We start from the raw sequence: 22078 nt of genomic DNA on the forward strand, positions 1-22078 counted from the left end.
CGTTAACGCCCATCGTCGATGATCTCCAAGATGCGGTCGGCAATTTCTGAGTGTCCGAAGTCGTTAGGCTTCTCGTCGTCGCTGATTCCGCCGGCGGCAGGGCGGCCAGCTGGTCCGCGAGTCTCGACGCCGTCGTAGATGTTCCCAATCGCCCGATACTTCCCGCCGCGCGTCGCGCATGAATCGGCGATCGCGGATCGGTAGTCGGCGCCGAACCGCACCGGGCGCCAGATGCCGACGCAGATCAGTGCCGCGCTCGGTGACGTCGACCTGATCTTGTCGAGCAGTTGGCCGTAGCTGGTCTTGAACGTCGACGCGGGTACGTTGCCCTCGAAGTCATTGGTGCCCAGTTCGACGATGGCGACCTGGAAACCGCCGTCGAACTTCGCCTCGGCGAGCGCCTGTGCTGTAGATCCGTTGCCCTGGAACGGTGCAGTGACGCCGACAGCCCCACGCTTCTGCAACTCCGTGGTGATCCTGGCCCGGTACGTCCGGTCTGGTGATGAGGCGTAGCTGCCGCGCAGGATCGTGTCGCCGATCATGAGAACTTTCAGCGTCTGGCCTCGGGGTCGGGGTATGACGAATGGGATGTTGCTCGAGTCCGAGGGGTCGTCCAGCGCCACAGTCGGCGCCGGCTCCGAGGCGCGGGAGTCGGGCCGCTCGGAGATGTACACCCCGACGACGAGGACTACCGCCATCGCGACGACTACGACGATCCCGATCGTCGTCCGGGTGGGTCTCCAACGGGAGGCTCGCATGACGGTCGATCTTTCCCTATGGGCGCGAAACGTGCTCGTCACCCGATCGCTCTACAGAGATCGCGGCCCCCGCCCATAACGAGAGCTATGCCCCGGGTGGAACCGCCGCCCGCCGGGACGCGTCTGAGGTGGATGGACCCGATCACCGCATTGCTGCTGACCATCGCCGCCGTGAGCGCGGCGTTCCTCTGGGCGGGTAATCAGAACCGCTCGCGGTAGACCCGGTGGTCGCAGTGACGGCACGTGTACATCCGACACGGCGTCTCGCGCTGGTTCGCCCAGCCGACGAGATACCGGTTCGCGACCCACCGCTCCCCGCACGCGGGGCAGTGGGTAGGCGGGATCTCGTACAGCGGTGCCACGGCAATTCCTCGGCCCGCGACGAGTGACCCAACGATACGACCGCGCACCGACCCGTCGGCGAGCAGCTCCACCCCGCGCCGTGAGTGAACGGTGGCACCGTTGAACTGTGCCTACGATGTCGGCATGGAATGGGAACCGCTGATCCCGCAGGACTCGCAGGCCACGTGGTCCGCCGCGTCCGACGCCGATCGGGCAGCGGCAAAGGCCACCGCGGTGACTGTGCTGCACTCGCTCAGCGGCAGCGTCATCGGGTTGACCATCCGCACCGTCCGCCCACTGCCCGACCTCGACCGGCCCTCGACGTACCGCGGCACCGGACACCAGGCGGGCTACGTCACCGGGCTGGTCCCCTCTATCTCGGCCATCGTCGACGGCCGGCGCGTACCGACCTCGACGAGCATCACCCTCGACGGCCCCGTCCATTCGATCGAGTCCGTGACCGTCGGCGGCGACGTCCTCGACGCCAACGCGTACCGAATCGATGACGGCGCCCGCCTCGTCCGCATCGACGGGGACACCTGGCCCGAACAGGACCTCACCCTCGCCGACGACGCCGGCGGCGCACTGCTCGTCACCTACAAGCACGGCATCCCCGCCGATCCTGCAGCGCAACTCGCCGCCGGCATCCTGGCCCTCGAGGTCCTCCGCGGCGCCAAGGGCGACGGCGCGTGCCGGCTGCCGCCGATGGCGAAGAACATCGCCCGCCAAGGCATCACCGTCGACATCGACCCGGTCGCGTTTCTCGAGGCCGGGCTCACCGGCCTCCCGTACGTCGACCAGTGGATCCGGCAGATCAACCCCAGCGGCCTGCGCGCGCAACCGTCCATCGTCATCCCCGAACGCCGGCGAGGTGTCCGACGGTGACCGACCCGCAGATGGTCAACCCCGGCAACGTCGAGTGCAGCGAGTACGCGATCGCCGGGCAGCTGCTGGCGCTGTTCGTCGACGAGCTCGCCACCACCCGCGGCGGACCACCCGACATCGCCGTCGTCCACCCCGGCGCCCAGGTCCCTCACTACGGCTGCGACATCGCGACCGTCACCATCCCGCGCGTCGGGCAGGCGCCCGGCGGCAACCAGCTCGGCCGAACGAAACTGGCGCGCGAACGGCTCGTGCTGTGCGCGATGTCGATGATCCGCTGCTACCGCAGCACCGACCGCAACGACATGCCGCCACCCGCTGTCCTCGACTCCGCGACACGCGACGTCCTCGACGACCTCCACGCGATGCGGACCGCGGTGCGCGAGTTCTCGACACTGACCGGGCTCACGGTGATCGTCGGCGACTGGCGAGCAGTCGGCCCGCAGGGCGGTCTGCACGGCGGCGAGCTCTCAGTGCAGATCGCCGCCGGCATGGAGGACGCGCCACCCGACGCCATCGTGCCGATGCTCGACGGCGACCCCCGCAAGCAGTAGGGGACACAGTAAACCGTTGTATCGTCGTTTCATGGCGAACACCGAGGTGACAATCGAATGGCAGATGACCACGCAGGGCTACCAGGTCGGCGATGTGTGCACGGTGGAACGCACCGAGTTCATCGACGACCTGATCGAACGCCAGGTCGTGGTGGTCGTCGAGCGTGAGCTCGACGAAGCGGTATACCCGGGTGGTGACACCGTTCCCGGCTCGACCCCGCACGCCGAGCAGCAGCTCACCGACGCACCGAACCGCAACGCCAAGCGCGACGAATGGGCCGAGTTCCTGACCGCCGCGAGCGTCGCGTTCACCGAGAACGACAGCCGCGACGACCTCGTCGCGCTGTGGGACGCCCACCTCACAGCGACTGCCTGATCGGCCATGCCCGTCCGCATGCACGACGCGACGATCGAGGCCGCGCTCGATCGCGCATCGATGCGATGGGCACACGGCGTCGGCACCGAGGTGACGAACGCGGCCCGCGAGATCATCACCGAGGACGGTCACGTCGACGAGGGTCGCATGCGCGCCGCCGTCGACTACGCCGTCCGCCGCGGCAACAAGTCGGTCACCACCATCGTCGGCTGCGACGTCGACTACGCAGTGTTCTTCCACACCGGCACCGGCATCCACGGCCCCCACGGCACGCCGATCGTGCCGGTGTCAGCGAAGGCACTGCGATTCGAGCCGCGGCCCGCCGCGGTCCGCCGCAAAACACCCCGGGGCGGCGTCGACGCCCGCTACATCTTCCGCCGCTCCGTGCAAGGCATGGAGCGGTCACCGTTCATGGTCAAGGCCCTGCACCGAGTCATCGGCGACGACAGCCTCATCCGCGACCGCACCCCCTGAGAGGACCACCCGTGACCACACCCGTAGACCCGGCCACCGCCAAGCGCGACGCGCTGCTCGAGCTCTCCGACGCGCAACGCGAACTCGCGATGTCCACCCCCGACACGTTCGTCCGTGCGCAGCTCCGCGTCGACCAGGCGCAGCTGGCGGTCGACCGCCTCGCCGTCGACGCGACGCAGGCCGCGCGCACCGTCGACGACTTCATGCCCGAACCCGCCGACACCGACCTCGAGGGCGAGACGATCGCGGTCGACGCCGGTCTCGATTTCGGTGACGGGCTCCTCGACGACTCGATCGACGCCGACGACCCCCTCAACGAGGCCATCCCGATCCGGCTCGGTGGGCTCGTGTTCAAGCTGCAGCGGCCCTCGGACTCCGCGCTCGCGCTCAGCGCCGCCGAGCTGTACGCCGCGCCGACCCTGATGGAGCAGTACCTCGCGATGCTCAAGGTGATCCAGACGTCGCTCGAGCACGCCGGCATGCAGCTCCTGCGACAGAAAGCGATGGGTCCCCGCGTCGCCGGGAAGCAGTTCGACGATCAGATCGTCGGCACCATCTGCGCAACGATCTTCGAGCGGTGGGGACAGGGCCGGAAACTGCCGGAGAGCGTCCAGCAGGGCAACCGCGTCCAGCGCCGGCAAGCTGCCCGCGACAACCGCTGACCGCCCATGCCGGGGCCACTGTGGTCGCCTCGCAACGCATGGGCATGGGGCGGCGGAACGTACCGCATCCGCGTGCCGTCGACACCGGACCTGCTGCGCGCGGTGTTGCACGACGACCCCGTCCTCGCTGCGACACTCACGATGGTCGCCGTCACCCATCCCGACGACCACGCGAAGCTCCTCACGCGGATCCTGCGGCCAGGCCGCGGGCGACTCTCGGCAGCGAAGGCGGACCGCATCGCCGACACCCTGACGCTGGCAATCACCGGCACCAACAGGTGGACGTTCGCCGCGATCTGGCAGCGGTCGATGGACACATGGCCGATCATCGACGGCACCCTGCAGGCCAGCGGGGTCGCCGTGCTCGAGCTCCCACCAGAGGCGGCCACCAACGCGGTCACGGCGATCTGGTGGCAGATCCTCACTCGCGGCGACGGGTCGCAGTGGGAGAAGTGGATGGACCAGGTGACCGCGCAGCCGGCGCGCGCCATCGAACGGGAAGTCGTCGAGATGACGACAGCAGACGCCGAGGCCGAGTTCGCGGCGGTCGCCGCGTTCGCCGCAAGCGCCGGCGGATCGACCGGCACCACCATCACCGTGCAGGGACAGACCCAGTCGCCGGGATAACCTAGACCTGCTCTACACGCAATACCGACAGCTGCTGGCCGTGGGCCGGGCCCAACCGGGGGTCCAGCAGCTGTGTCGTCGCCGTGGTCAGAGGCCGAAGTTGAGGCCACCCTCAACTTCGGGAACATCGGCCCCGAGCTGCGCGCGAACCTCGAGCGGGCCGTCGCGATCGCGACCCGCGCCTGCGAAAACCACTTCAAGCGTCTCGAACGCACCGCCCGCCAGTCCGCCGAGCGCGCCGGCCAGCACTGGGACCGCGCAGCCGACCGCGCCGAACGCGCCGGCAGCCGCATGGAAACCCGCCTCGGCCGGTCATTCGCGGCGACCGCCCTCGACGCACAACGCTCAGCCGCACGGGTAGCCGACAGCTACGACCAGGCGTTCGACAGGACCGCTCGGCAGGCATCGGTGCTGCGTGAACGCATCAACCAGGCGCTCCGCGGAATCGACCGCGCCGAGGTGCGGCTCACGATCGACGCCCGCGACGCTCTGGCCAACCTCCGCGCCGTGCACCGGCAGATGCAGTCGTACCTGACCGCCAACCCACTCACCGTGCGGATGCGGGTCGCCGACAACATCATCGGCGCGGCCGGCGCCAACGAGCAGCTCGACCGAATCGCCCGCAACCGCCGATCGACCATTCACGTCAACACCCGCGGCGGCACCGGCAGCAACGCCGCGATGCGCGGCGTGTCCGAGATGGCCTCAGGTCTCGGCGGCATGTCAAGCGGTGTGCTGTCGGCGGTGTCGTCGGTGGCGAAGCTGTCGGCGATCGCCGGCACCGCGACTATCGCGATCGGCGCTGCCGTGCCGGCCGCGGCCGCGTTGGCGTCGGCGCTGGTGTCCGTCGGCGTCGCCGGCGGCGGTATCGCCGCGGCCGGATTGACCGCGGCGCTCGTCGGCGCCGGCGCCCTCAAGACCGGCCTCTCAGGGGTCAGTGACGCCCTCGGCGCGATCGGCGCGACGTCGAGCGGCGGCGGTGGTGCGGCCGCGGTCGACACCGCTCGCCAGGTCGAGCAGGCGCAGAAGGCTCTCACCCGCGCGGTCCGCGACGAGCAGAAAGCGCAGCGCGACGTCGCGATCGCCCGCAAGGACGCCCAGGAGAAGCTCGAGGATCTTCACCTCGAGATGCGCGGCGCAACGCTGTCCGAGCGCGACGCGGTGCTCTCCCTCAAGGAAGCGCAGTCCGATCTCGCCAAGGGGGGCTTCGCTGACCAGAACGAGCGTGAGCGCGCGATCCTGCGCGTCGACGAAGCCGAGCAGCGGCTCCTCGAGGTCCGGGAACGCAACAACGATCTGGCGAAAGAGACCGCCGACGCCGACCGCAAGGGCATCGAGAACTCCGACGAGGTCGTCGCGGCCAAGGAGAAGCTCGCCGACGCGACCGACGCCGTCAAGGACGCCCGCCTCGCCGTCGCAGACGCCCAGAAGGGCAGCGGCGGTGGGGGTGGCGGTGGCATCGACAAGCTCGGCGACGCCATGGCGAAGCTGGCGCCCAACGCACGCGAGTTCGTGCAGACCCTCATCGATCTACAGCCGGCGTGGAACGCGGTCCAGCAGCGCGTCCAGAACCGCCTGTTTGCGGGCTTGTCGGGTGAGGTGCGCGAGCTCGCCGGCAACTATCTCCCGCAGCTGACGACGTCCCTGTCGAACGCGGTCGGCGGGTTCAACGACGGGGCCCTGTCGGCGCTGCGGTTCACCAACAGCGCGACCGGCATGTCCGTCGTCAACCAGCTTCTCGCCAAGTCCAGCGACATCGCTGGCAACTTCGGTCGGACCCTCGGCAACCTGGTGCCCGGGTTCGCGGCGATCGGTGCGTCGGCGTCGAACGTGTTTGCGCCGATGTCGAAGGGCATGGCCGAGGCGGCGTCTCGGATGTCGGAGAGCCTTGTGCAGGCCCAGCAGTCGGGGAAGCTCGACGAGACATTCCAGCGCGCGCTGGTCGTTGCGAAGCAGCTCGGCGCAGTCCTCGGCGAGCTCGGATCGATCATCGGCGGCGTGTTCCGCGCGGCGTCCGCCGCGGGCAACGGCAACGGGCTGGCCAACATCACCAACAGCCTCAAGTCCATCAGCGACTGGGTCAACGGTCCCGTCGGGCAGGGCGCGCTCACCTCGTTTTTCCAGTCCGTCGGCGCCGCGGTGTCGGCCATCATGCCGTTGTTCCTGCAGGTCGCGGGCATCATCGGTGGCCAGGTGGCCCCGATGATCGCCAACCTCATCACCACCCTGGCGCCGGCAATCGAGCCGGTCATATCCGCAATCGGGATGGCCGTCGCGGCGCTCGCACCGGCCATCGGTCCACTGGCGACCGCGTTCGGATCCATCCTGACCGCGGTCGCGCCGCTGGTGCCCGTCATCGCGCAGCTGGTGTCCGCGTTCGTCCAGATCGCCGGCCCGATCATCACCCAGCTGGCCAATGCCCTGGCGCCGATCCTGGCGTCCCTCGGACCGATCCTCGGCGACGTGCTTTCGGCCATTGCGCCGGTGCTTGCCGAGGTGGCCGGCGCGGTGGTGCAGCTGCTCGACGCGGTCGGCCCTCTGCTGCCCGTGCTCGGCGACGCGTTCGTGACCGTGCTCGGGGCCGTGCTCCCGATCCTGGGCCAGCTCGCCTCGATCCTGGGGCCGATCCTCGCGACCGCCGTCACCGCGCTGGTGCCGGTGATCAGCACCATCGCCACCACGTTCGCGCAGGTCCTCGAGGCGGTGTCGCCGCTGCTGCCGGTCCTCGGCGACGCGCTCACCCAGATCCTCGCCGCAGTCATGCCGCTCATCCAGCAGATGGCCGGCCTGTGGTCTCAGATGGTGATGGCGCTGCTGCCGCTCGTGCCGCCGCTCATCCAGATCGTCGAGGCGCTACTCCCGCCTCTGCTGCAGGTCGTCATCGCTCTGCTCCCGGTCATGTTCACCATGGCCACAGCGTTCGTGAACATCATGACCGCGATCGCGCCGGTCATCGTCGTCGTCGCCCAGCTCGCAGCGGGATTCGCTGGCCTCCTCGGAACCATCATCGGGTGGGGCGCCGACGCCCTCGGCGCGGTCACCAACTTCGCGAACAACGTCGTCACGTTCGTCTCCCAGCTCCCAGGCCGGATCACCGGTGCGCTCGGCGGCATGTGGGACGGACTCGTCTCCGGGTTCAAGACCGCCCTCAACGCGCTCATCGGGCTGTGGAACAACTTCTCGCTCGGCGTCGATTTCACGATCCCGATCATCAACAAGCGGGTGCAGTTCTCCATCGACACCCCGAACATTCCGCTGTTCGCTCAGGGCGGCCGAGTGCCGATGATGGCCGGTGCCGTGCGGGGCCAGGACAGCATCCTCGCCGGCATCGCCCCCGACGAGTACATCGAACCGGCGAACCGGGTCACCCCGCAGACGCTGCCGCTGCTCGACGCGATCCGAGCCGGGTGGACGCCGTCACCTGACCAGCTGCGGATGCTGCTCGCGACCGGGTCACTGCCCGGGTTCGCCGCCGGCGGAAAGGTCCCCGGCAAGGCCGCCGCCGAGGCGATCGACCCCGCGTCGTACCTCATGGGCGGATTCTCTATGTCGGCGATCGACTGCTCCGGGCTGGTGTCCTACGAGGTCAACGACATCGTCGGACTCGACCGATTCGACTCCCGCATGTCGACCGTCTCCGAAGGTTCGTGGCTGGCGAACAAGGGGTTCGTTCAGGGCAAGGGCGGACCCGGTGACGTGACCGTCGGTTGGTACGACCACGGTGGCGGCGCGTTCGGTCACACCGCCATCACCCTCTCCGACGGCACCAACGTCGAATCGAACGGATCCGAGGGCGTCGTCGTCGGCGGCCCGGTCGGCGGGTTCGACGACATGTTTGAGCAGTTCATGCACCTCCCCGCGGCGAACATCCGCGGCGGGGACGCGGGCGCGCAGACATCGATGGGCACCGACCTCACCGCACCCGGCGCGGCCGGCGGCGGCGGTGCACCCGCTGCACCTGGCTCCGCTGGTGGGGCTGGCGGTACCGGCGGCAGCGGCGGATCCGGCGGCACGTCAGGAGGCGGCATCCCGTCGCTGCCACCGGTAGGCACCGGCGGCGCAGGTGTCGGCGTGACGTCCTCGTCGACGATGCCGTTCGGGCAGGCCCGCGCCGACACCTGGCTGCGCGAACAGGACTTCGGGTCGCAGGCACGCGGGTGGGGGACCGACGCCATCAAGGAGATCGGCAGCGACTTCCTCGCGCCGACCGGCCTCGAATCGATCTACGGCTCGATCATCGACCGCGTCGTCGAGGCCATCGAGAAGGCCCAACCGCCCGCCGCGAACGTGTCGGTGACCGACAAGACCCGCGGCGGCGTCCAGGTCACCGGTACCCCCAACACCCGCACCACATACAGGGGCTGACCCGTGACGTCACCAGCGAACTGCATCCGCAACGAGGCCCGCGTCGCGCAGCTGATCCTCCGCGACGCCGCCGGCAACGATGCCATCGTCATCGACGTCCTCGGCCCGGGTGCCGGCGACCAAGGCATCCAGGTACTGCAGGGAATCAAGAACCTCTACCACGTCCCCCGCGAGGTGCTGATCGAGTCCGGCGCCTACGAGGAGGGCGGGCAGATCGGTGACTACCCGCGGGTGCTGCCGAGGAAAGCGGAGATGACGATCCGCAGCCGCGCCCGCACACAGGCCGACCTCGAGCTCGTCGAGACGCTGCTGTGGTCGACGCTGTCGACGAGGTGGCACTGCTACTGGCGGCAGTTCGACTCGGCAGGCGACTGGCGCGAAACCAAGGTGCAGCTCGCCAAGACACCGGACCACCTCGGCGACAACATCATCGGCCAGGACTGCCACGCCGACTGGAAAGTGGAGCTCCTGTCCGGGGACCCATTCTGGTACTCCGAGACCCTCGAGCACGAGATCATCCGCGGCCGCGACATGACGAAGGTCGCCGGAACCACCAACACGTGGACCTGTGACATCCCGTGGGCCAACCCGGCCGACGAGCGGTGCTACCCGCAGTGGGCGTCGCGGCTCATGACGACGCTCGAGCGGTGGACGCTGCCCGACGCTGACGGCGTCTACTCGACGTACAACGCGCCGACCGCCGCGCTGATCGGGAAACCAGTCCGCCACACCCTGCCGGACATGGACGCGGCCGTCGCACGGTTCCTCGTCGACACCTACCCGACGCGGCCATTGCTGCGCGTGCAGAACCGATCTCAGCAGTGGGCCCGGATGAAGGCCGAGGACTTCGCGTTCTGGCTCGAGCCGTCGACACCCGTCGAGCGCACGGTCACCGTCACCCTCGTCGGCGGCACAGACGACTCCGGGATCACCGCGTTCCTGCCGCAGCGGTGGGACCGCCCCATGGGTGGCCAGGTGCTGCCGCTCCCGATCCGCCCGCAGTACCCGTCGGCGTCGCTGTACCCCGGCGCGAACCTGTTCCCGGGAGGGGTCGACGCGTGATCACCGCAACCCGCTTCACCACACCGATGCCGCCCATCGAGCCCGTCGACGGGTTCAACGAGTGCGCACCGATCACCGACCTCGGCGACCCCAACGGTGCCCGCGCGACCCGCGCGATGATGCTCGCCGACTGGGCGGACGAGATGATGCGCGCCCGCATGCGCCCGATCGTCGAACTGTGGGACAAGAACTGGGAGACCTACGTCCCGATCATCGGTGAGACCGCGTGCGACTTCGTCGAGAAGTTCAACGAGACGGGCGAGGCGAAACTGCAGCTACTGGGCAGCCACCCCGAGCGGTCGTGGATCGTCGAGGAGCTCGGCGAGTGGGAGGACCTCCACGTCCGCATCCAGTCGGGCTACCTGCAGTGGACCGGCAAGGCCACGACCATCTCAGACGAGGGCTCCGACAACGGGTTCGAGTACATCGAGCTCGAGTTCGTCGCCGAATATGAGCACGTCAAGGGCATCACGGTGTACTGCAACCCAATCAGCCCGGCCGAGTTCCAATACCCCAAAATTTTCGCGCTCATCGGCCCGACGGTGTTCAACGCCGCTCTGACCGCGTTCCTCAACCTGCTCCGACGGTTCGGTCTGCCATGGACATTCGGCGACAACTTCTGGAACCCGACGACCTGGCTCGCGAACTTCAACCCGGCGAACTGGCCGATCGTCGTTGTGCCCAAACCGTTCTTCTCCGACACCAGCATGTGGACGGTCATCGCATCGCGCATGGGCAACCTCCACGACGTCCTCGCGCCGTCGCTGCACCAGGCCGGTGTGCACCTCAAGGTGTACCGGTGGTTCCCGGGCATGCCGCAGCCGGCGCCCGAGTGGTACACGCTCACCAAGCCCACGCTGGTGTTCGACGTCATCGACAAGAGCGGGTGGGTCGGTCCGACGGGCACCGTCCTCGATGGCCTGCTGACGCTCGTCACCGAGGTCGCCGACGACCTGATCAACGAGGTGGCGCAGGCAGTCTCACCGGTCGACCCACCGGAATATTCGATCGGCGGTCTGCTCGGCACCCACAAGGAGGCGACGTGGGTCAACTGGCGCAACGCCCAGTCGTCGGGCGGAATCTCCGGTGTCCAGAAGTGGAAGATGGTGCGGCACAAAGCGACGGCCGTGGCGATCGTCACCGGTGGTCGATCACCGGACTGGGTGAACTCGGGGATCAAGCTGCTACTCAACGGCGTCCTGGGGTACCTCGGTGCGCTGATCGGGAATCCCGGTCTCGCCCTGGGCATCTTCGACAGCCAAGTCGAGGACGTCGTCCTCGCGTTCAACCGGATAGGTAACCCGATTCTGGTTGACAAGGTGGGTCGAAACGGGCCACCGCTAGGCGAGAAATTCGAGTCGGCCGGTGGAACGGGCAGCAGCTTCTCGGCGATTCAGGCCATCCGGCAGGGGTTCTACAAGAACCGCGCGTACACCTCCTTCGAGGTCGAGACCCTCGCCGGCCAGCCCTACTGGCCCGGCGCGCACTACGAGGTCGGCGACCGCGGCAGCGTCGAGGTCGGCCGCACCGGCAAGCTCCACGTCGAACGGATCTACCAAGTCGGCGGGTCGTGGAGCCGCACACAGGATCTCCGCTACCGGACGATCCTCGGTGACAGCCGCATCGAGAACGACCCGTCGAGCGTGTTCGACACCCAGGTCGGGCAGATCAAGGCCATCATCCAAGCGCAAGGCGTGGCGGTGTAGGAGCGGCGGTACAGTCACAACTGTGTCGACTAGACGACGTGCCACAGCACGCAACCGGGGAGTCATCCGAAACGAGCAGGGCGTCGTCATGGCCCGCACTCGAGAACACCCGGGCGCGTTCGTGTTCGACTCCGTGCCCGGGTGGAATCCCGAGACAATGGCGCAGGTCGGGCCGTTCCAGATGCCGCCCGAGATGCAGCAGATCCTCGCGATCCACGTGTTCGACAACCTCGGCGTGCCGCTGCCCACCGAGGAATCGATGCGACTGCGGCTGGTGCAGCGCGGCGAAAACGCGCGCGAGTGGGTGCCTGCGTCGGAGGTCGCTGCCGACGATGTCGACCCGGCCGCTGACGAGGACGTCGTCGAGCCCGTCGACATCAACGTCGACGACCTCAGCCTCGCCCAGCTCAACCACCTCGAGGACCTCATCGCGCAGAAGCGCGTCGACGAATCGATCCGCCTGTCGGCCGACGCACCCGTCGAGACCGACACCCCCGAATGGTTGGCCTACCGCGAGCGCCGCATGGAGGAGCTCGCCGCCAACGCAGCACCCAAAGCCGAGTCCGACGTCGCGACGCAGATCGGTGTCGACGCCGCGACAGCGCCGGCCGATGTCGACCCGACCGACGTCGCACGCGATGTCGACCGAACAGATGACACCGAGGTCGACGGGCCGTGACCCAACCGAGTCCCGACCACTTCCAGACGAACGACCCGCGGTTCGTCACACCATCGACGGTCGATCGGCTCTACGAGGGCAACCAGCTCCCCAACGGTGACGTCCAGGCCCAGCTCGAGTGGGTCCGAAACAACCTGTTCACCAAGCTGCTCGGCGGGTTCGGGTCGGTCGTCGCGGCAGTCGGGGCCGGCATCAACGGCATCGTCATGGCGATCACCGGCGTCGTCAACGGCGGACTCGCCACGCTGCAGTCGTGGGTCGAGCAGCTACTGCAGGCCGGCCAGGGCATCCCGATCATCGGCCCCGTCGCGTCCGGTCTGCTCGACTTCTTTTTCCACCAGTCAGCTGTTGCGAACACAGCGTCCGGTGCGGCGTCATCGTTCACCTCACTCGCAACAGGCATCTTCAACGGATGGTTCGGCAGCGGCGGAACCGGAAAGGTCGCCGAGGTCGAGGAAACAATCTCGGCGATCAAGTCAGCCGTCTACGGCTCAGAGACCATGTTCACCCTCACCGGTACCGGCAACTTCGTCGTCCCGCAGGGATTCATCGACGGCGTCGTGTCAGCGATCAACGGCGGCGACGGCGGCATGGCGGGAAACGGTCAAGCGGCCACGAACTCCGGCGGTGCAGCCGGGGGAATTGACGGCGGCTACATCTCGCGCACCTTCACGGCCGCGCAACTCGGCGGCGTCGGGGCAGTGGTGCCCTACAAGTGCGGCGCCGCAGGCGGCGGCGGATTCGGCGCAACCTACGCCGCAGGCGGGGTCGGCGGCAAAACCACCTTTGGGCCGACATCGACCCCCTTCGTCGAGGGTTCAAGCGGCACCAGTGGCGTCCGCGCCCGCGAGGGGTACCTGCCGTCTGCATCCCGACCAGGCGCGGGTGGCAACGGCGGCATGACTCAGCAACCAGGCGGCGCCGGATCACGTTCGGTGCTCGCGCCAGGCGGCGGCGGTGGCGGTCCCGGCGGACGAGGCGGCGATGGAGCGGCAGCGAACGTCACTGACACCGGGTGTGGCGGCGGTGGCGGCGGCGGTGGCGGCGGGGCCCCCGGCACCAACCTCGGATCACCCGGTGGTGCCGGCGGAAACGGCGGCAACTACGGATCCGGCGGCGGCGCGGGCGGCAACGGATACGACTTCGCACCCAAGCCCGGCGGCAACGGGACGTCCGGGGTGCTCTACATCAACGCCAGCGTCGCAACAACGACGACGACATGACCACGAAAGGACAACCGATGCAGTCCACCGAACTAACCGACCGTCACATCAACGGCACCATGGCCGTGACGCTCACCGGCACCATCACCGGATTCGTGCGCTACCCCGGATGGACCGAGGTGCAGCTGGACCCCGGGCTGCCCGGCGGGACGATCGTGGCGTTGCGGCTCGCCGACGACGACCCCCTCGAGCTCGAGGCCACCGAGGGCGCGCCGACCGTCATCGAGCCCACCGGCGAGGTCCTCGACCCCGAGGTCGTGCTCCGGGAACGCGCCGAGCGTGAGGCCAGCAACGACGGCGGGTTCACCGCATGAGCGGACAGCGCTTCACCACGACCCCCGCCGGCCGGTACGTGTTGCTGGTCGACGGCGAGACCGGCGCGCAGTGGCCCTACCTCAACCAGGCCGCGGCCGACGCCGCAGCGGACGCAGCGAACGCCGACCCGACGCATCTCCGCGACAGCGGAGCGACAGCAGTCCCACCCGACGTCGGCTGATCACCCGTTATTCTGAACTCATCGCCGCTGGCCGTGGGCCGGGCATGAAGCAGTCCAGGAGGACCGCGCCATGTCCATCAAGGTCACACCCGCGACATACCGCGAGTTCGACGCCTTCTGCCGTGCACGCGACCGGCTCTACTACGGCTACGGCCAAGCCTTCACCCGCGACCCTCGCCAGTCGACCGACTGCTCCGGGCTGGTGCTGCAGTCCGCCGCGTTCCTCGGCGGACGCACCGACTGGGTCGGAAACCGCTACGGCTCAACCGAATCGTTCCGACTCGACTACGACATCGTCTACAAGCTCGGGTTCAAGCGGATGCCCCGCGGCGGCGCACCCATCGACGCGCTCATGCTTGTCGGTCTGCAGCACGGCGGCGGCGGCGAGTACTCCCACACCGCGTGCACAGTCCGCGGCAACGACCGTCCCGGCGGTGCCGTCGCGTTCTCGTCGCGAGGTGTCGACTGGGAATCGATGGGCGACGGAGTCCGCTACTACGACGGCGCCCGCGCGTGGAACGACCCGCTGTTCCACGATTTCTGGTACCTCGACGCGGTTCTCGGTGACGTCGCCCCACCGCGGCCGGTGATCAACGAAATCGACGCCGAGTACAAGCGCGCCGCGAGCTGGCTCGGAAGGCGCCTCGACGGCCGCGAGCTACCGCTCCCCGACAGGGAGGGCCGCATGGTCCGCTGCGAGCACGGAGTCATCTACTGGCACCCCAAGGTCCGGGCAAACAAGGCGGTTGGCGACCGGGCTGTCGCGGTGCCCGGCGACGTGATGGACGTCTGGCGTCGCGTCAACTACGAGACCGGCCCCCTGGGCTACCCGATCGAGCGGCACTACACCGATCCCGGAACCGGCACCATCCAGGCATTCCAGGGCGGCGCGGTGTACCGCAAGTTCGGCACCGACGGCGGGGTGATGACCGGGAAGATCCTGCAGCGCTACGCGTCGGAGAAGGCCGAGAAGTCCCGCCTGGGTTACCCGCTCGGCGACGAGCAGTTCCACGACGGAGGCCGCTCGCAGAAGTTCGAGCACGGGACCGCCGTCTTCCACCCGTCGATGGTTGTCGAGATCCTCGACGCCCCCACCGCCTGACCACCCGGGAGACATCGCATGTCCACATACTTCGCTGCCGCCCTGGCGTGGCTGCGGGCCAGCACCAACACCCTCACCCGAGAGCAGATCTACGGCGTCGCGGTCGTTGTGATCGGCGGGTCCGGGATCGTCAGCGGCGTCGACGGCCGCATCGAAGCTGCACTGATCACGACCGTCACCGCCGCCACCGTGCTTGTCCTCGCCGCCATCAACTCCCGTCCACTCATGGCGCTCGTCTACGTGCTCCTCGGATCGATCACCGGCCTGGGCCAGATCGTCGCCGTGGTCTACGACGGCGCCGGCTGGGCCGTATGGGTCGGATACGGCGCTGGCCTCGCGGGCACCGTTCTCGCGTTCTTCCGAGTCCCCACCCGTACCGCATCCACGCTCCCGCAGATCGTGCATATCGACCCCGCCAACTACACAGCGATCGCCACAACCGCACTCGATGACGTCACCGACGGCCTCGAACTCGCCGTGCAAAAAGGATTGCCATGGGACAGCTCCTACGCTGACCCCCTCAGCGACCTCGCGCACGCTGCGGGGTCTGCGATCGCCCGACACCGCGCCACCTACCGCGGCTGATGATCCCCGGCCGCCTCCACCTCGCGGTACCGCGCCGGGGAACGTGGACACCGTCGCTGCCGGTGTCGGCGCGTTGGGCGCTGCTCGGGCTGTGGTGCGCTGAGCCGCTCACCCGCGGCATCGACTACCTCCGGGGCGACTCCGCGTTGCTGTCAGTGAACCTGACCGTCATCGAACAGGCCATGCCGCTGTGGGCGTGGGGCCTTTTCCACGTGCTCGCCGCGTCGCTCCTCGCGGTAGGTCTCATCCAACGATGGCGCCGCGTCGCGATCGCAGGCCTGCACCCACTCGGCGCGATCTACACCACCCAAGCCATCGGGCTGACCTACCAAACGCTGCAACGCCGATCCCTGCAATTCGAGGAAGTCGAGACCGTCATGGTCGGCGCTGTCCTCGTCCTCATCGCCGCGATCACCTGGTGCGCATGGCGCCAGACCGACGCCGTGCGCGTGCTGCAGTACACCGGCGCCATCGCACTCGCTGCCCTGTTCTACGAACTCCTGCTCATCGACGGCATCCGAACACCGGTCCTGTTCTTCGTGATCGGGCTCTGCTACTGGATCGCCGCGATCGGCTACTCCGACGAGCGGCGGCTCGTCGTAGCCGCATCCGCGAGGACGTGACCACAGACATGCCGATACCGCACACCGACAACTGGTGGCTCGCGGTGATCCTGTTCGTGCTGTTCGGATCGCCCGCCCTGTTCTCCAAGGCCGCGGCCCGGCTGCCGTCGGTGCTCGGCGCGGCCGCGCGGTGGTGGCAGGGTCGACTCGACCGGACGGCGTCATCGACGGTCGAGGCGCTCAGCGCACGCCAGATGGAGGACCTCGTCGACAAGGCCGTCGACGAGCGCACCGAGGACCTCGTCACCGAGCTCGCCGACAAATCGTCGTGGATCGCCCATATCAGCAGGTGGTGGCGGCAGGCTGAGATCACGTTGGCCGAGGCGAACATCGAGCTGACGCCGCCCACCAGCTACACCCAGTGGGAAGCCGACCGCAAGCGGATCCGCGAGTACCACGGCCAACCCGACCACCCGATCCAGTGACCCGCCCACGCCTGATCCTGTTCCGCGGCACCGGTGAACCACTGCACGGCGGGATGCTCGGCCCCCTCACCCACGGCCTACCCGCCGGCGTCGACGTCGTCGAGGCCGCCTACCGCGCCGAGATCCCGCCACTAGGAACACAACCCCTGCCGGCGTCCGTCGCCCAGGGCCGCCGCATGGCCGTCGACCTCGACCGCCACGGGCCGTGGGTCGGCGCCGGCTACTCACTCGGCGCCTACCTCCTCGGGCACGCCGTCGCCGCGGACCATCTGCAGAACTGTCTCGGCGTCGTCCTCCTCGCCGACCCGCTACGCGACCGCCGCCAGGTCAGCAACAACGGCGTCGGCCGCGACCGGTGGGGCATCGCCGGTGAGCGGTGGGTGCCCGGACGGGTCCGGTCGTACGCCATCCCCGACGACCCGATCACCGCGCTGTCGCGGAGCAACCCGATGCGGTTCGTGTCCGACCTCGTCACCGGACGTCGTCAACCGTTCGGTGGTCTTTGGCCCGCGGGTGCGGGCGCGTCGGCGGTGTGGCGGTACGCGGCCACCGGCCGGCACACCGCCTACGGCGTTGAACGGATGCCGGGCGATCACCGCACCTATGTTGAGGCCGCGCGTGACGACGTCCTGGCCATGCTCAGCTGACGGGGTAGTGTCGCCACCATGAAACGGTGGCACAGTGCGGCAGGCACAGTGTGAGGGCGTATGGCTGGCAGACGGGCAGCGTCGTCGACGAGGCCGAGGCCAAACAGATCCGCGAATGGGCCGCGGCGATCAAGGACGGGGCGTCACTGCGGAGCCTGGCAGCCGCTGCGAACGAGACCGGACTGGCCACTGCGAGCGGGTCCGGGAAGTGGGCGCCGCTGACGATCAAGCGGGCACTGTTGTCCACCCGCAACGCCGGCACCATCCTCGAGCAGGACGTCGCCGACGACCTCGGCGAGCTGCTGCAGGCACCCGAGCGGGCGCGGTTTGCGTCGACGAACACCGGCACACCGTCCTGGCTGCTGCGGCTGGTGATGTGCGGTATCTGCGGTGAGCCGATGTGGATGCAACGGTTCTCCGACCGAGCGCCGGACATGAAGTGCACCGCCGGCGGGTGCGGGCGCGTCGCGGTCCGCCAGTCCCACATCGAGGCCGACGCCGAGGCCCGCATCGTGGCGCGGCTGTCGGACGCCCGGTGGCGGTCGGCGCTGGCCGCGGCGACGTCGATGCCACCGGAACACTGGGAGTCGCAGCGCGACCTGGCACACGAGCGGATGGTTCATCTCGCCGAGACGTTCGGTGGTCTCGAGTCGACGCGTGTCGCGTTTGATCGGGGAGTGGCCGCTGCCCGCGAGGTCGTCACCGAGGCCGAACGGGCTCTCGACCACATCTCGGTGACCGCCGACCTACCCGAGGTCGACGACGTCGTCGAGTGGTGGGAGCAGCTGCCGACCGATCGCCGCGCCGACATCGCGCGCATCATGATCGACCACATCACGGTGATGTCGAGGTCGGCCGGACCGGACCGTCTGCGCTACTTCTGGATCGGCGACTGACAGCTACTGCGGTGGGGGCGGTGCGCTGGCCGGCGCGGTGTGCTCGGTCCACGACGTGCCGTCGAAGTAGCGGAGCACCGACGGGTCGCTCTGGTCGGGGAACCATCCCGACCCGGCGGGCGCGGTGCTCGGCGCCGCGGCCGGCGGCTGAGGGATCGCGGTTCCCGGCGGTGGCCAGGTGCCGCCGTGTGTCGGGGCGGGCTGCGCGACATAGGTGGGGCCGGGGTTGGCGGCCTGGTTCTTCATGATCTTGGTCTGTTTCCGGGCCTGCTTGCGGACACCTCGGGTGTAGGCCGCGGTGCGCTCCTTGTCGGACCGGTAGTCGACCAGCCCCATCGAGGTGACCGACATCAGCTTGCGTGTGAATCCCACTCGGACCTCCGTGCTCGTGTGGGTCCGACGGTAGGTCAGTTAACCGGTTCGCGTGGTCGTTCACATCACATCAACGTCGACACTCGAGGGCAGCGTTCGGATGGCAGTCCGCTTCCGGCCGTCGGTGATCTCGGTGTAGCCCGCTGTCGTTTCGAGGTTCGCGTGACGCATCAACCCCTGCACCACTCGTAGATCAGCGCCGCCCCGCACCAGCTCCGTCCCGAACGTGTGGCGCAGCTGATGCGGGGTACCGAACACACCGCACGACAGAAGATGCAACCGCATTCGTTCCCACACCGTCCTCCCCCCGATGTGTCGATGGCCGGGATGACTGGACGGGAACCAATACCCCCGCGGCATCCTGCGGGCAATGAACAGCAGATCGGGGTGCGCGTCGACAATCTCGGTGTTCCCGCCCTTACCCGTCACCTCGATGATCTCCCCGGAGATGTCGATGTGCCGAGACTGGAACCGCGCGATCTCCGCGTCCCGCAAACCGGCCAATGTGATGAGCATCAGCATCGCCCGCATCTCGAGGCCAGCGGCATCGCGGGCGCGCTCGTAGTCCGCGACGGCAATTGGTCGGGGCTTCCGCTTCGGGCGCCGCGCCGGCTTAATCTTCGCCAGCGGGTTGTCGTCCCGCAGCTCCTGGTCGACGGCCCACAGGTAGAACGCGTTGATATTCGAGTGGTAGACACTCCGCGTCGACTGCCCAATCTCGGGCGAGGCCAGCCAGTCCCGCAGTTGCTCGCGCGTCGCCGCCAACGCCGGGGTCCCGAGGTCGCGCTCGAGCTTCGCGAGCAGGATCATCCGCTCTCGCACTGTGCGATTGGCGCGGCCCTCAGCGTGCATGTGATTGGCCCAGTCGTTCAGTAGTGGCGACGTCATCCATATTTGATTACCCATGGATGCCCTGCCTGCCCGTAGTCTGATCGACCGTATTCGGGCGTTTGAGCGGGTTCGTTATTGGCGCGGAATCGTTGCGCGACCGCTGCGAGATCAACCTCACGACGTGGCACTGTGAGACCTCACCGACGACTCGATCGACGCAGGTGAACGGGCACAGATGACCTGCAATGGTTCTCCGCCCTGCCAGGCGACTCATGCCGCGATCCGCTCGTCGTCGGTGTCGCGCGGCCCCGGGAACGAGATGACGCTGGCCACCGGGCGGACCTTGTAAGCGAAAGGTCGTCGGTTCAATCCCGACAGGGGGCTCCACCGCGGGCGATCGCCACACCGCACATCGCCACCGCAGACTACCCACGCACGGCGGCGCGAACACCCCCGGAAACCGCTCGTGTCCAACGTTCCTGGGCACAGCGTTCGCGCCCCGGTTGCCGCGCCCGGTCGGGGCGACGACGATGACGTGATGCGCGAGATCCTCGACGAACTGTGCGCCGCCGCCGCTCGGGGTCCGGTCGCGCTCGCGCGGATCATCGCCGCCCACGGATCCTCGCCCCGACCGGTCGGTTCGGCGATGGTCCTCACCTCCGACGGCACGATCGTCGGCTCGGTCTCCGCCGGCTGCGTGGAGGCCGCGGTGCTCGCCGCCGCGCGCGACGTCCTCGCGACCGGCGCCGCTGTCGTCGAGCGGTACGGCCCCGACGCGACCGATGCGCTCGGACTCAAGGTCGGGCTCACCTGCGGCGGCGAGATCGAGGTGCTCGTCGAGCGGGTCGACGACGCCTCGATCCTCGTCGACCTCGCGGGGCGTCTCGCGGCGGGCGAGGCCTGCGCTCTGCTGACCACCGTAGGGACCGACACCCGGCGCGCGCTCATGTCGGCCACCGGATCGACCGAAACCACGTGGGATCGGGTCGATGCCGACGCCCGGGCCATGGTCGCCGCGGGGGCGTCGGGAGTGGTCGGCGGGGAGGTCGCCGGCGACCGTGCGCCGGTCTTCGTGCACGTCTTCGGCACCCGGCCGCGCATGGTGGTGGCCGGCGCCAACGACTTCGTGCGAGCACTGGCCGAGGTCGCCTGTCTGCTCGGGTACCGCGTGACCGTGGTCGATGCGCGGGCCACCTTCGCCGTCGCCCACCGATTCCCCGCAGCGCACGAGGTGGTGGTCGACCGCCCCGATCGCTATCTGCGCGCCGAGTACGAGGCAGGGCGACTCGATCACCGCACCGTGGTGTGCGTGATGACCCACGACGATGCGTTCGACGTCCCGGCGATCGCGGCCGCGCTCACCCTCGACCATTTCGCCTTCGTGGGGGCGCTCGGCTCGCGCCGCACCCACACCGAACGCCTCGCCCGACTCGTCGACGCCGGCGTGCCGGCGACCGACCTGGCGCGTCTGCACAGTCCCGTCGGCCTGGACCTCGGGGCGCACACCGTGCACGAGACCGCGGTGTCCATCGCGGCCGCGATCGTCGCCGCCCGCAGCGGCGGATCGGGCCGTCCGCTGGCCGAGCTGGACGGACCGATACACCGCTGACCTGCGCGTTTAGGACATGTGTCGACCGTCACACCCGTGGCCGAGTGCAAACCTCGGAGCCCGCCCGACTCCACTCCTGACACCGCGACACCCCGTTGCGGCACCGAGAAGAGGAGTCATCATGGGAATCGTCGACAAGGCCAAGAACGCCGCCGAAGATGCGATCGGCAAGGCCAAGGAGGTCGTCGGTGACGTCACCGACAACAAGGATCTCGAGGCCGAGGGCAAGAAGGATCAGGGTTCGGCCGGCGTGAAGAAGGTCGGCGAGAACATCAAGGACAAGCTCTCCTGATCCGTTCGTGACCGATCGATCAGTGCACGACAGCCCCACGGTGGGCCGCCCCCGGATCGGCGGCGGCCCACCGGGTCGGGGCGTGATCGCCCACCGCGAACCGCCCTGACCACCACCACTTTTCCCACCGAGAGAAGGCAACGTCATGACCGCCACCACCACCCGCACCCCGTCGACCACCACCGAGCGCCCCGCCCGCCGCGGATTCGGCGCCGCATCGAAGATGCTGCTCGCCGTCGCGACCGTCCTCGTCGCCGCGCTCGTCGTGTTCGTCCTGCAGAACACGGTGCACACCACCATCTCGTTCGTCGCGTGGGACTTCGACCTCGGTGTCGGTGTGGCGCTGCTCGGTTCGGCCGTCGTCGGTGCCGTGGTGGCACTGACCGTCAGTGGAGCGATCCGCGCCCGTCGCGCGCTGCGCTGACCGAACCCTCTCGATCAGCCCGAAACCCCGGCCAGGACATGGTGTCCCGCCGGGGTTTCGGCGTTC

26 protein-coding genes are annotated in these 22078 nt (G+C 68.7%); 23 read left to right on the forward strand and 3 right to left on the reverse strand.

Features of this window, described 5'->3' with window-relative positions; translation table 11 throughout:
- Positions 1–2 precede the first annotated feature (2 nt).
- On the reverse strand, positions 3–542 hold the full coding sequence (locus tag OG579_RS17095; protein ID WP_328856912.1) for an SGNH/GDSL hydrolase family protein: 540 nt from the start codon (positions 540–542) through the stop codon (positions 3–5).
- A 303-nt stretch (positions 543–845) separates the two neighbouring features.
- Between OG579_RS17095 and OG579_RS17100 the strand changes: the two genes are divergently transcribed.
- The 20 genes from OG579_RS17100 (at position 846) to OG579_RS17195 (ending at position 18484) form a co-directional block, all read left to right on the forward strand.
- Positions 846–977 carry a hypothetical protein gene (locus OG579_RS17100; protein WP_328856913.1) on the forward strand — a complete coding sequence of 44 codons (132 nt, stop codon included), beginning with the start codon at positions 846–848 and terminating at the stop codon, positions 975–977.
- 267 nt (positions 978–1244) lie between these two features.
- On the forward strand, positions 1245–1985 hold the full coding sequence (locus tag OG579_RS17105) for a hypothetical protein (protein ID WP_328856914.1): 741 nt from the start codon (positions 1245–1247) through the stop codon (positions 1983–1985).
- Positions 1982–2536, forward strand: coding sequence for a hypothetical protein (locus OG579_RS17110; RefSeq protein WP_328856915.1), 555 nt, complete (start codon positions 1982–1984; stop codon positions 2534–2536). Before OG579_RS17105 ends, OG579_RS17110 begins: the two co-directional genes overlap by 4 nt.
- A gap of 31 nt (positions 2537–2567) precedes the next feature.
- The gene (locus OG579_RS17115; protein WP_328856916.1) at positions 2568–2912 is read left to right on the forward strand and encodes a hypothetical protein; all 345 of its coding nucleotides are present in this window, start codon (positions 2568–2570) and stop codon (positions 2910–2912) included.
- A gap of 18 nt (positions 2913–2930) precedes the next feature.
- Positions 2931–3386, forward strand: a complete 456-nt coding sequence (locus OG579_RS17120) for a hypothetical protein (protein WP_328856917.1) — start codon at positions 2931–2933, stop codon at positions 3384–3386.
- Between the two features lie 11 nt (positions 3387–3397).
- The gene (locus OG579_RS17125) at positions 3398–4048 is read left to right on the forward strand and encodes a hypothetical protein (protein ID WP_328856918.1); all 651 of its coding nucleotides are present in this window, start codon (positions 3398–3400) and stop codon (positions 4046–4048) included.
- A 72-nt stretch (positions 4049–4120) separates the two neighbouring features.
- A complete protein-coding gene (locus OG579_RS17130) occupies positions 4121–4675 on the forward strand; it encodes a hypothetical protein (protein ID WP_328856919.1) in 555 nt (184 codons plus the stop codon).
- A 72-nt stretch (positions 4676–4747) separates the two neighbouring features.
- On the forward strand, positions 4748–9040 hold the full coding sequence (locus OG579_RS17135) for a phage tail protein (protein WP_328856920.1): 4293 nt from the start codon (positions 4748–4750) through the stop codon (positions 9038–9040).
- Between the two features lie 3 nt (positions 9041–9043).
- The gene (locus OG579_RS17140) at positions 9044–10102 is read left to right on the forward strand and encodes a hypothetical protein (protein ID WP_328856921.1); all 1059 of its coding nucleotides are present in this window, start codon (positions 9044–9046) and stop codon (positions 10100–10102) included.
- Entirely contained in the window at positions 10099–11808 is a 1710-nt protein-coding gene (locus OG579_RS17145; RefSeq protein WP_328856922.1) for a Gp37-like protein, read from the forward strand. Before OG579_RS17140 ends, OG579_RS17145 begins: the two co-directional genes overlap by 4 nt.
- Before the next feature lie 88 nt (positions 11809–11896).
- Positions 11897–12487, forward strand: coding sequence for a hypothetical protein (locus tag OG579_RS17150; protein ID WP_328856923.1), 591 nt, complete (start codon positions 11897–11899; stop codon positions 12485–12487).
- On the forward strand, positions 12484–13710 hold the full coding sequence (locus tag OG579_RS17155; RefSeq protein ID WP_328856924.1) for a hypothetical protein: 1227 nt from the start codon (positions 12484–12486) through the stop codon (positions 13708–13710). The genes OG579_RS17150 and OG579_RS17155 overlap by 4 nt, the downstream gene beginning before the upstream one ends.
- Positions 13707–14024 (forward strand): hypothetical protein, encoded by a 318-nt coding sequence (locus OG579_RS17160; RefSeq protein WP_328856925.1) that lies wholly within the window; start codon positions 13707–13709, stop codon positions 14022–14024. Before OG579_RS17155 ends, OG579_RS17160 begins: the two co-directional genes overlap by 4 nt.
- A complete protein-coding gene (locus OG579_RS17165; protein ID WP_328856926.1) occupies positions 14021–14206 on the forward strand; it encodes a hypothetical protein in 186 nt (61 codons plus the stop codon). The genes OG579_RS17160 and OG579_RS17165 overlap by 4 nt, the downstream gene beginning before the upstream one ends.
- Before the next feature lie 70 nt (positions 14207–14276).
- Positions 14277–15308: an LGFP repeat-containing protein gene (locus OG579_RS17170; RefSeq protein WP_328856927.1), complete on the forward strand. Its 1032-nt coding sequence runs from the start codon at positions 14277–14279 to the stop codon at positions 15306–15308.
- Between the two features lie 18 nt (positions 15309–15326).
- Positions 15327–15893, forward strand: coding sequence for a hypothetical protein (locus OG579_RS17175; protein WP_328856928.1), 567 nt, complete (start codon positions 15327–15329; stop codon positions 15891–15893).
- The gene (locus OG579_RS17180; RefSeq protein ID WP_328856929.1) at positions 15893–16516 is read left to right on the forward strand and encodes a hypothetical protein; all 624 of its coding nucleotides are present in this window, start codon (positions 15893–15895) and stop codon (positions 16514–16516) included. Before OG579_RS17175 ends, OG579_RS17180 begins: the two co-directional genes overlap by 1 nt.
- Positions 16513–16941 (forward strand): hypothetical protein, encoded by a 429-nt coding sequence (locus OG579_RS17185; protein WP_328856930.1) that lies wholly within the window; start codon positions 16513–16515, stop codon positions 16939–16941. Before OG579_RS17180 ends, OG579_RS17185 begins: the two co-directional genes overlap by 4 nt.
- Positions 16938–17588 (forward strand): hypothetical protein, encoded by a 651-nt coding sequence (locus OG579_RS17190; protein WP_328856931.1) that lies wholly within the window; start codon positions 16938–16940, stop codon positions 17586–17588. The genes OG579_RS17185 and OG579_RS17190 overlap by 4 nt, the downstream gene beginning before the upstream one ends.
- Positions 17589–17638: 50 nt before the next feature.
- A complete protein-coding gene (locus OG579_RS17195; protein ID WP_328856932.1) occupies positions 17639–18484 on the forward strand; it encodes a hypothetical protein in 846 nt (281 codons plus the stop codon).
- A 3-nt stretch (positions 18485–18487) separates the two neighbouring features.
- On the opposite strand, the gene OG579_RS17200 is transcribed toward OG579_RS17195, so the two are convergent.
- Positions 18488–18856 carry a DUF2510 domain-containing protein gene (locus OG579_RS17200; RefSeq protein WP_328856933.1) on the reverse strand — a complete coding sequence of 123 codons (369 nt, stop codon included), beginning with the start codon at positions 18854–18856 and terminating at the stop codon, positions 18488–18490.
- A 60-nt stretch (positions 18857–18916) separates the two neighbouring features.
- On the reverse strand, positions 18917–19744 hold the full coding sequence (locus OG579_RS17205) for a tyrosine-type recombinase/integrase (protein WP_328856934.1): 828 nt from the start codon (positions 19742–19744) through the stop codon (positions 18917–18919).
- A 481-nt stretch (positions 19745–20225) separates the two neighbouring features.
- Here OG579_RS17205 and OG579_RS17210 point away from each other — a divergent pair, with 481 nt between their 5' ends.
- From OG579_RS17210 to OG579_RS17220, 3 genes are all read left to right on the forward strand, one after another.
- Positions 20226–21296 (forward strand): XdhC family protein, encoded by a 1071-nt coding sequence (locus OG579_RS17210; RefSeq protein ID WP_328856935.1) that lies wholly within the window; start codon positions 20226–20228, stop codon positions 21294–21296.
- Positions 21297–21417: 121 nt separating this feature from the next.
- A complete protein-coding gene (locus OG579_RS17215) occupies positions 21418–21588 on the forward strand; it encodes a CsbD family protein (RefSeq protein ID WP_045821745.1) in 171 nt (56 codons plus the stop codon).
- 145 nt (positions 21589–21733) lie between these two features.
- Positions 21734–22012, forward strand: coding sequence for a LapA family protein (locus tag OG579_RS17220; protein WP_045821746.1), 279 nt, complete (start codon positions 21734–21736; stop codon positions 22010–22012).
- The last annotated feature ends 66 nt before the right edge of the window (positions 22013–22078 follow it).

The sequence above is a fragment of the Williamsia herbipolensis genome (assembly GCF_036153515.1).
Classification (GTDB): Bacteria; Actinomycetota; Actinomycetes; order Mycobacteriales; family Mycobacteriaceae; genus Williamsia_A; species Williamsia_A herbipolensis.

What these genes read in the sequence shown, in the direction of transcription:
- OG579_RS17180 (WP_328856929.1), top strand. Translation starts at nt 15,893, where the DNA reads ATGATCCCCGGCCGCCTCCACCTCGCGGTACCGCGCCGGGGAACGTGG.
- OG579_RS17120 (WP_328856917.1), top strand. Translation starts at nt 2,931, where the DNA reads ATGCACGACGCGACGATCGAGGCCGCGCTCGATCGCGCATCGATGCGA.
- OG579_RS17105 (WP_328856914.1), top strand. Translation starts at nt 1,245, where the DNA reads ATGGAATGGGAACCGCTGATCCCGCAGGACTCGCAGGCCACGTGGTCC.
- OG579_RS17160 (WP_328856925.1), top strand. Translation starts at nt 13,707, where the DNA reads ATGACCACGAAAGGACAACCGATGCAGTCCACCGAACTAACCGACCGT.
- OG579_RS17170 (WP_328856927.1), top strand. Translation starts at nt 14,277, where the DNA reads ATGTCCATCAAGGTCACACCCGCGACATACCGCGAGTTCGACGCCTTC.
- OG579_RS17210 (WP_328856935.1), top strand. Translation starts at nt 20,226, where the DNA reads ATGCGCGAGATCCTCGACGAACTGTGCGCCGCCGCCGCTCGGGGTCCG.
- OG579_RS17150 (WP_328856923.1), top strand. Translation starts at nt 11,897, where the DNA reads ATGGCCCGCACTCGAGAACACCCGGGCGCGTTCGTGTTCGACTCCGTG.
- OG579_RS17165 (WP_328856926.1), top strand. Translation starts at nt 14,021, where the DNA reads ATGAGCGGACAGCGCTTCACCACGACCCCCGCCGGCCGGTACGTGTTG.
- OG579_RS17215 (WP_045821745.1), top strand. Translation starts at nt 21,418, where the DNA reads ATGGGAATCGTCGACAAGGCCAAGAACGCCGCCGAAGATGCGATCGGC.
- OG579_RS17205 (WP_328856934.1), bottom strand. Translation starts at nt 19,744, where the DNA reads ATGACGTCGCCACTACTGAACGACTGGGCCAATCACATGCACGCTGAG.
- OG579_RS17220 (WP_045821746.1), top strand. Translation starts at nt 21,734, where the DNA reads ATGACCGCCACCACCACCCGCACCCCGTCGACCACCACCGAGCGCCCC.
- OG579_RS17175 (WP_328856928.1), top strand. Translation starts at nt 15,327, where the DNA reads ATGTCCACATACTTCGCTGCCGCCCTGGCGTGGCTGCGGGCCAGCACC.
- OG579_RS17115 (WP_328856916.1), top strand. Translation starts at nt 2,568, where the DNA reads ATGGCGAACACCGAGGTGACAATCGAATGGCAGATGACCACGCAGGGC.
- OG579_RS17100 (WP_328856913.1), top strand. Translation starts at nt 846, where the DNA reads ATGCCCCGGGTGGAACCGCCGCCCGCCGGGACGCGTCTGAGGTGGATG.
- OG579_RS17095 (WP_328856912.1), bottom strand. Translation starts at nt 542, where the DNA reads ATGATCGGCGACACGATCCTGCGCGGCAGCTACGCCTCATCACCAGAC.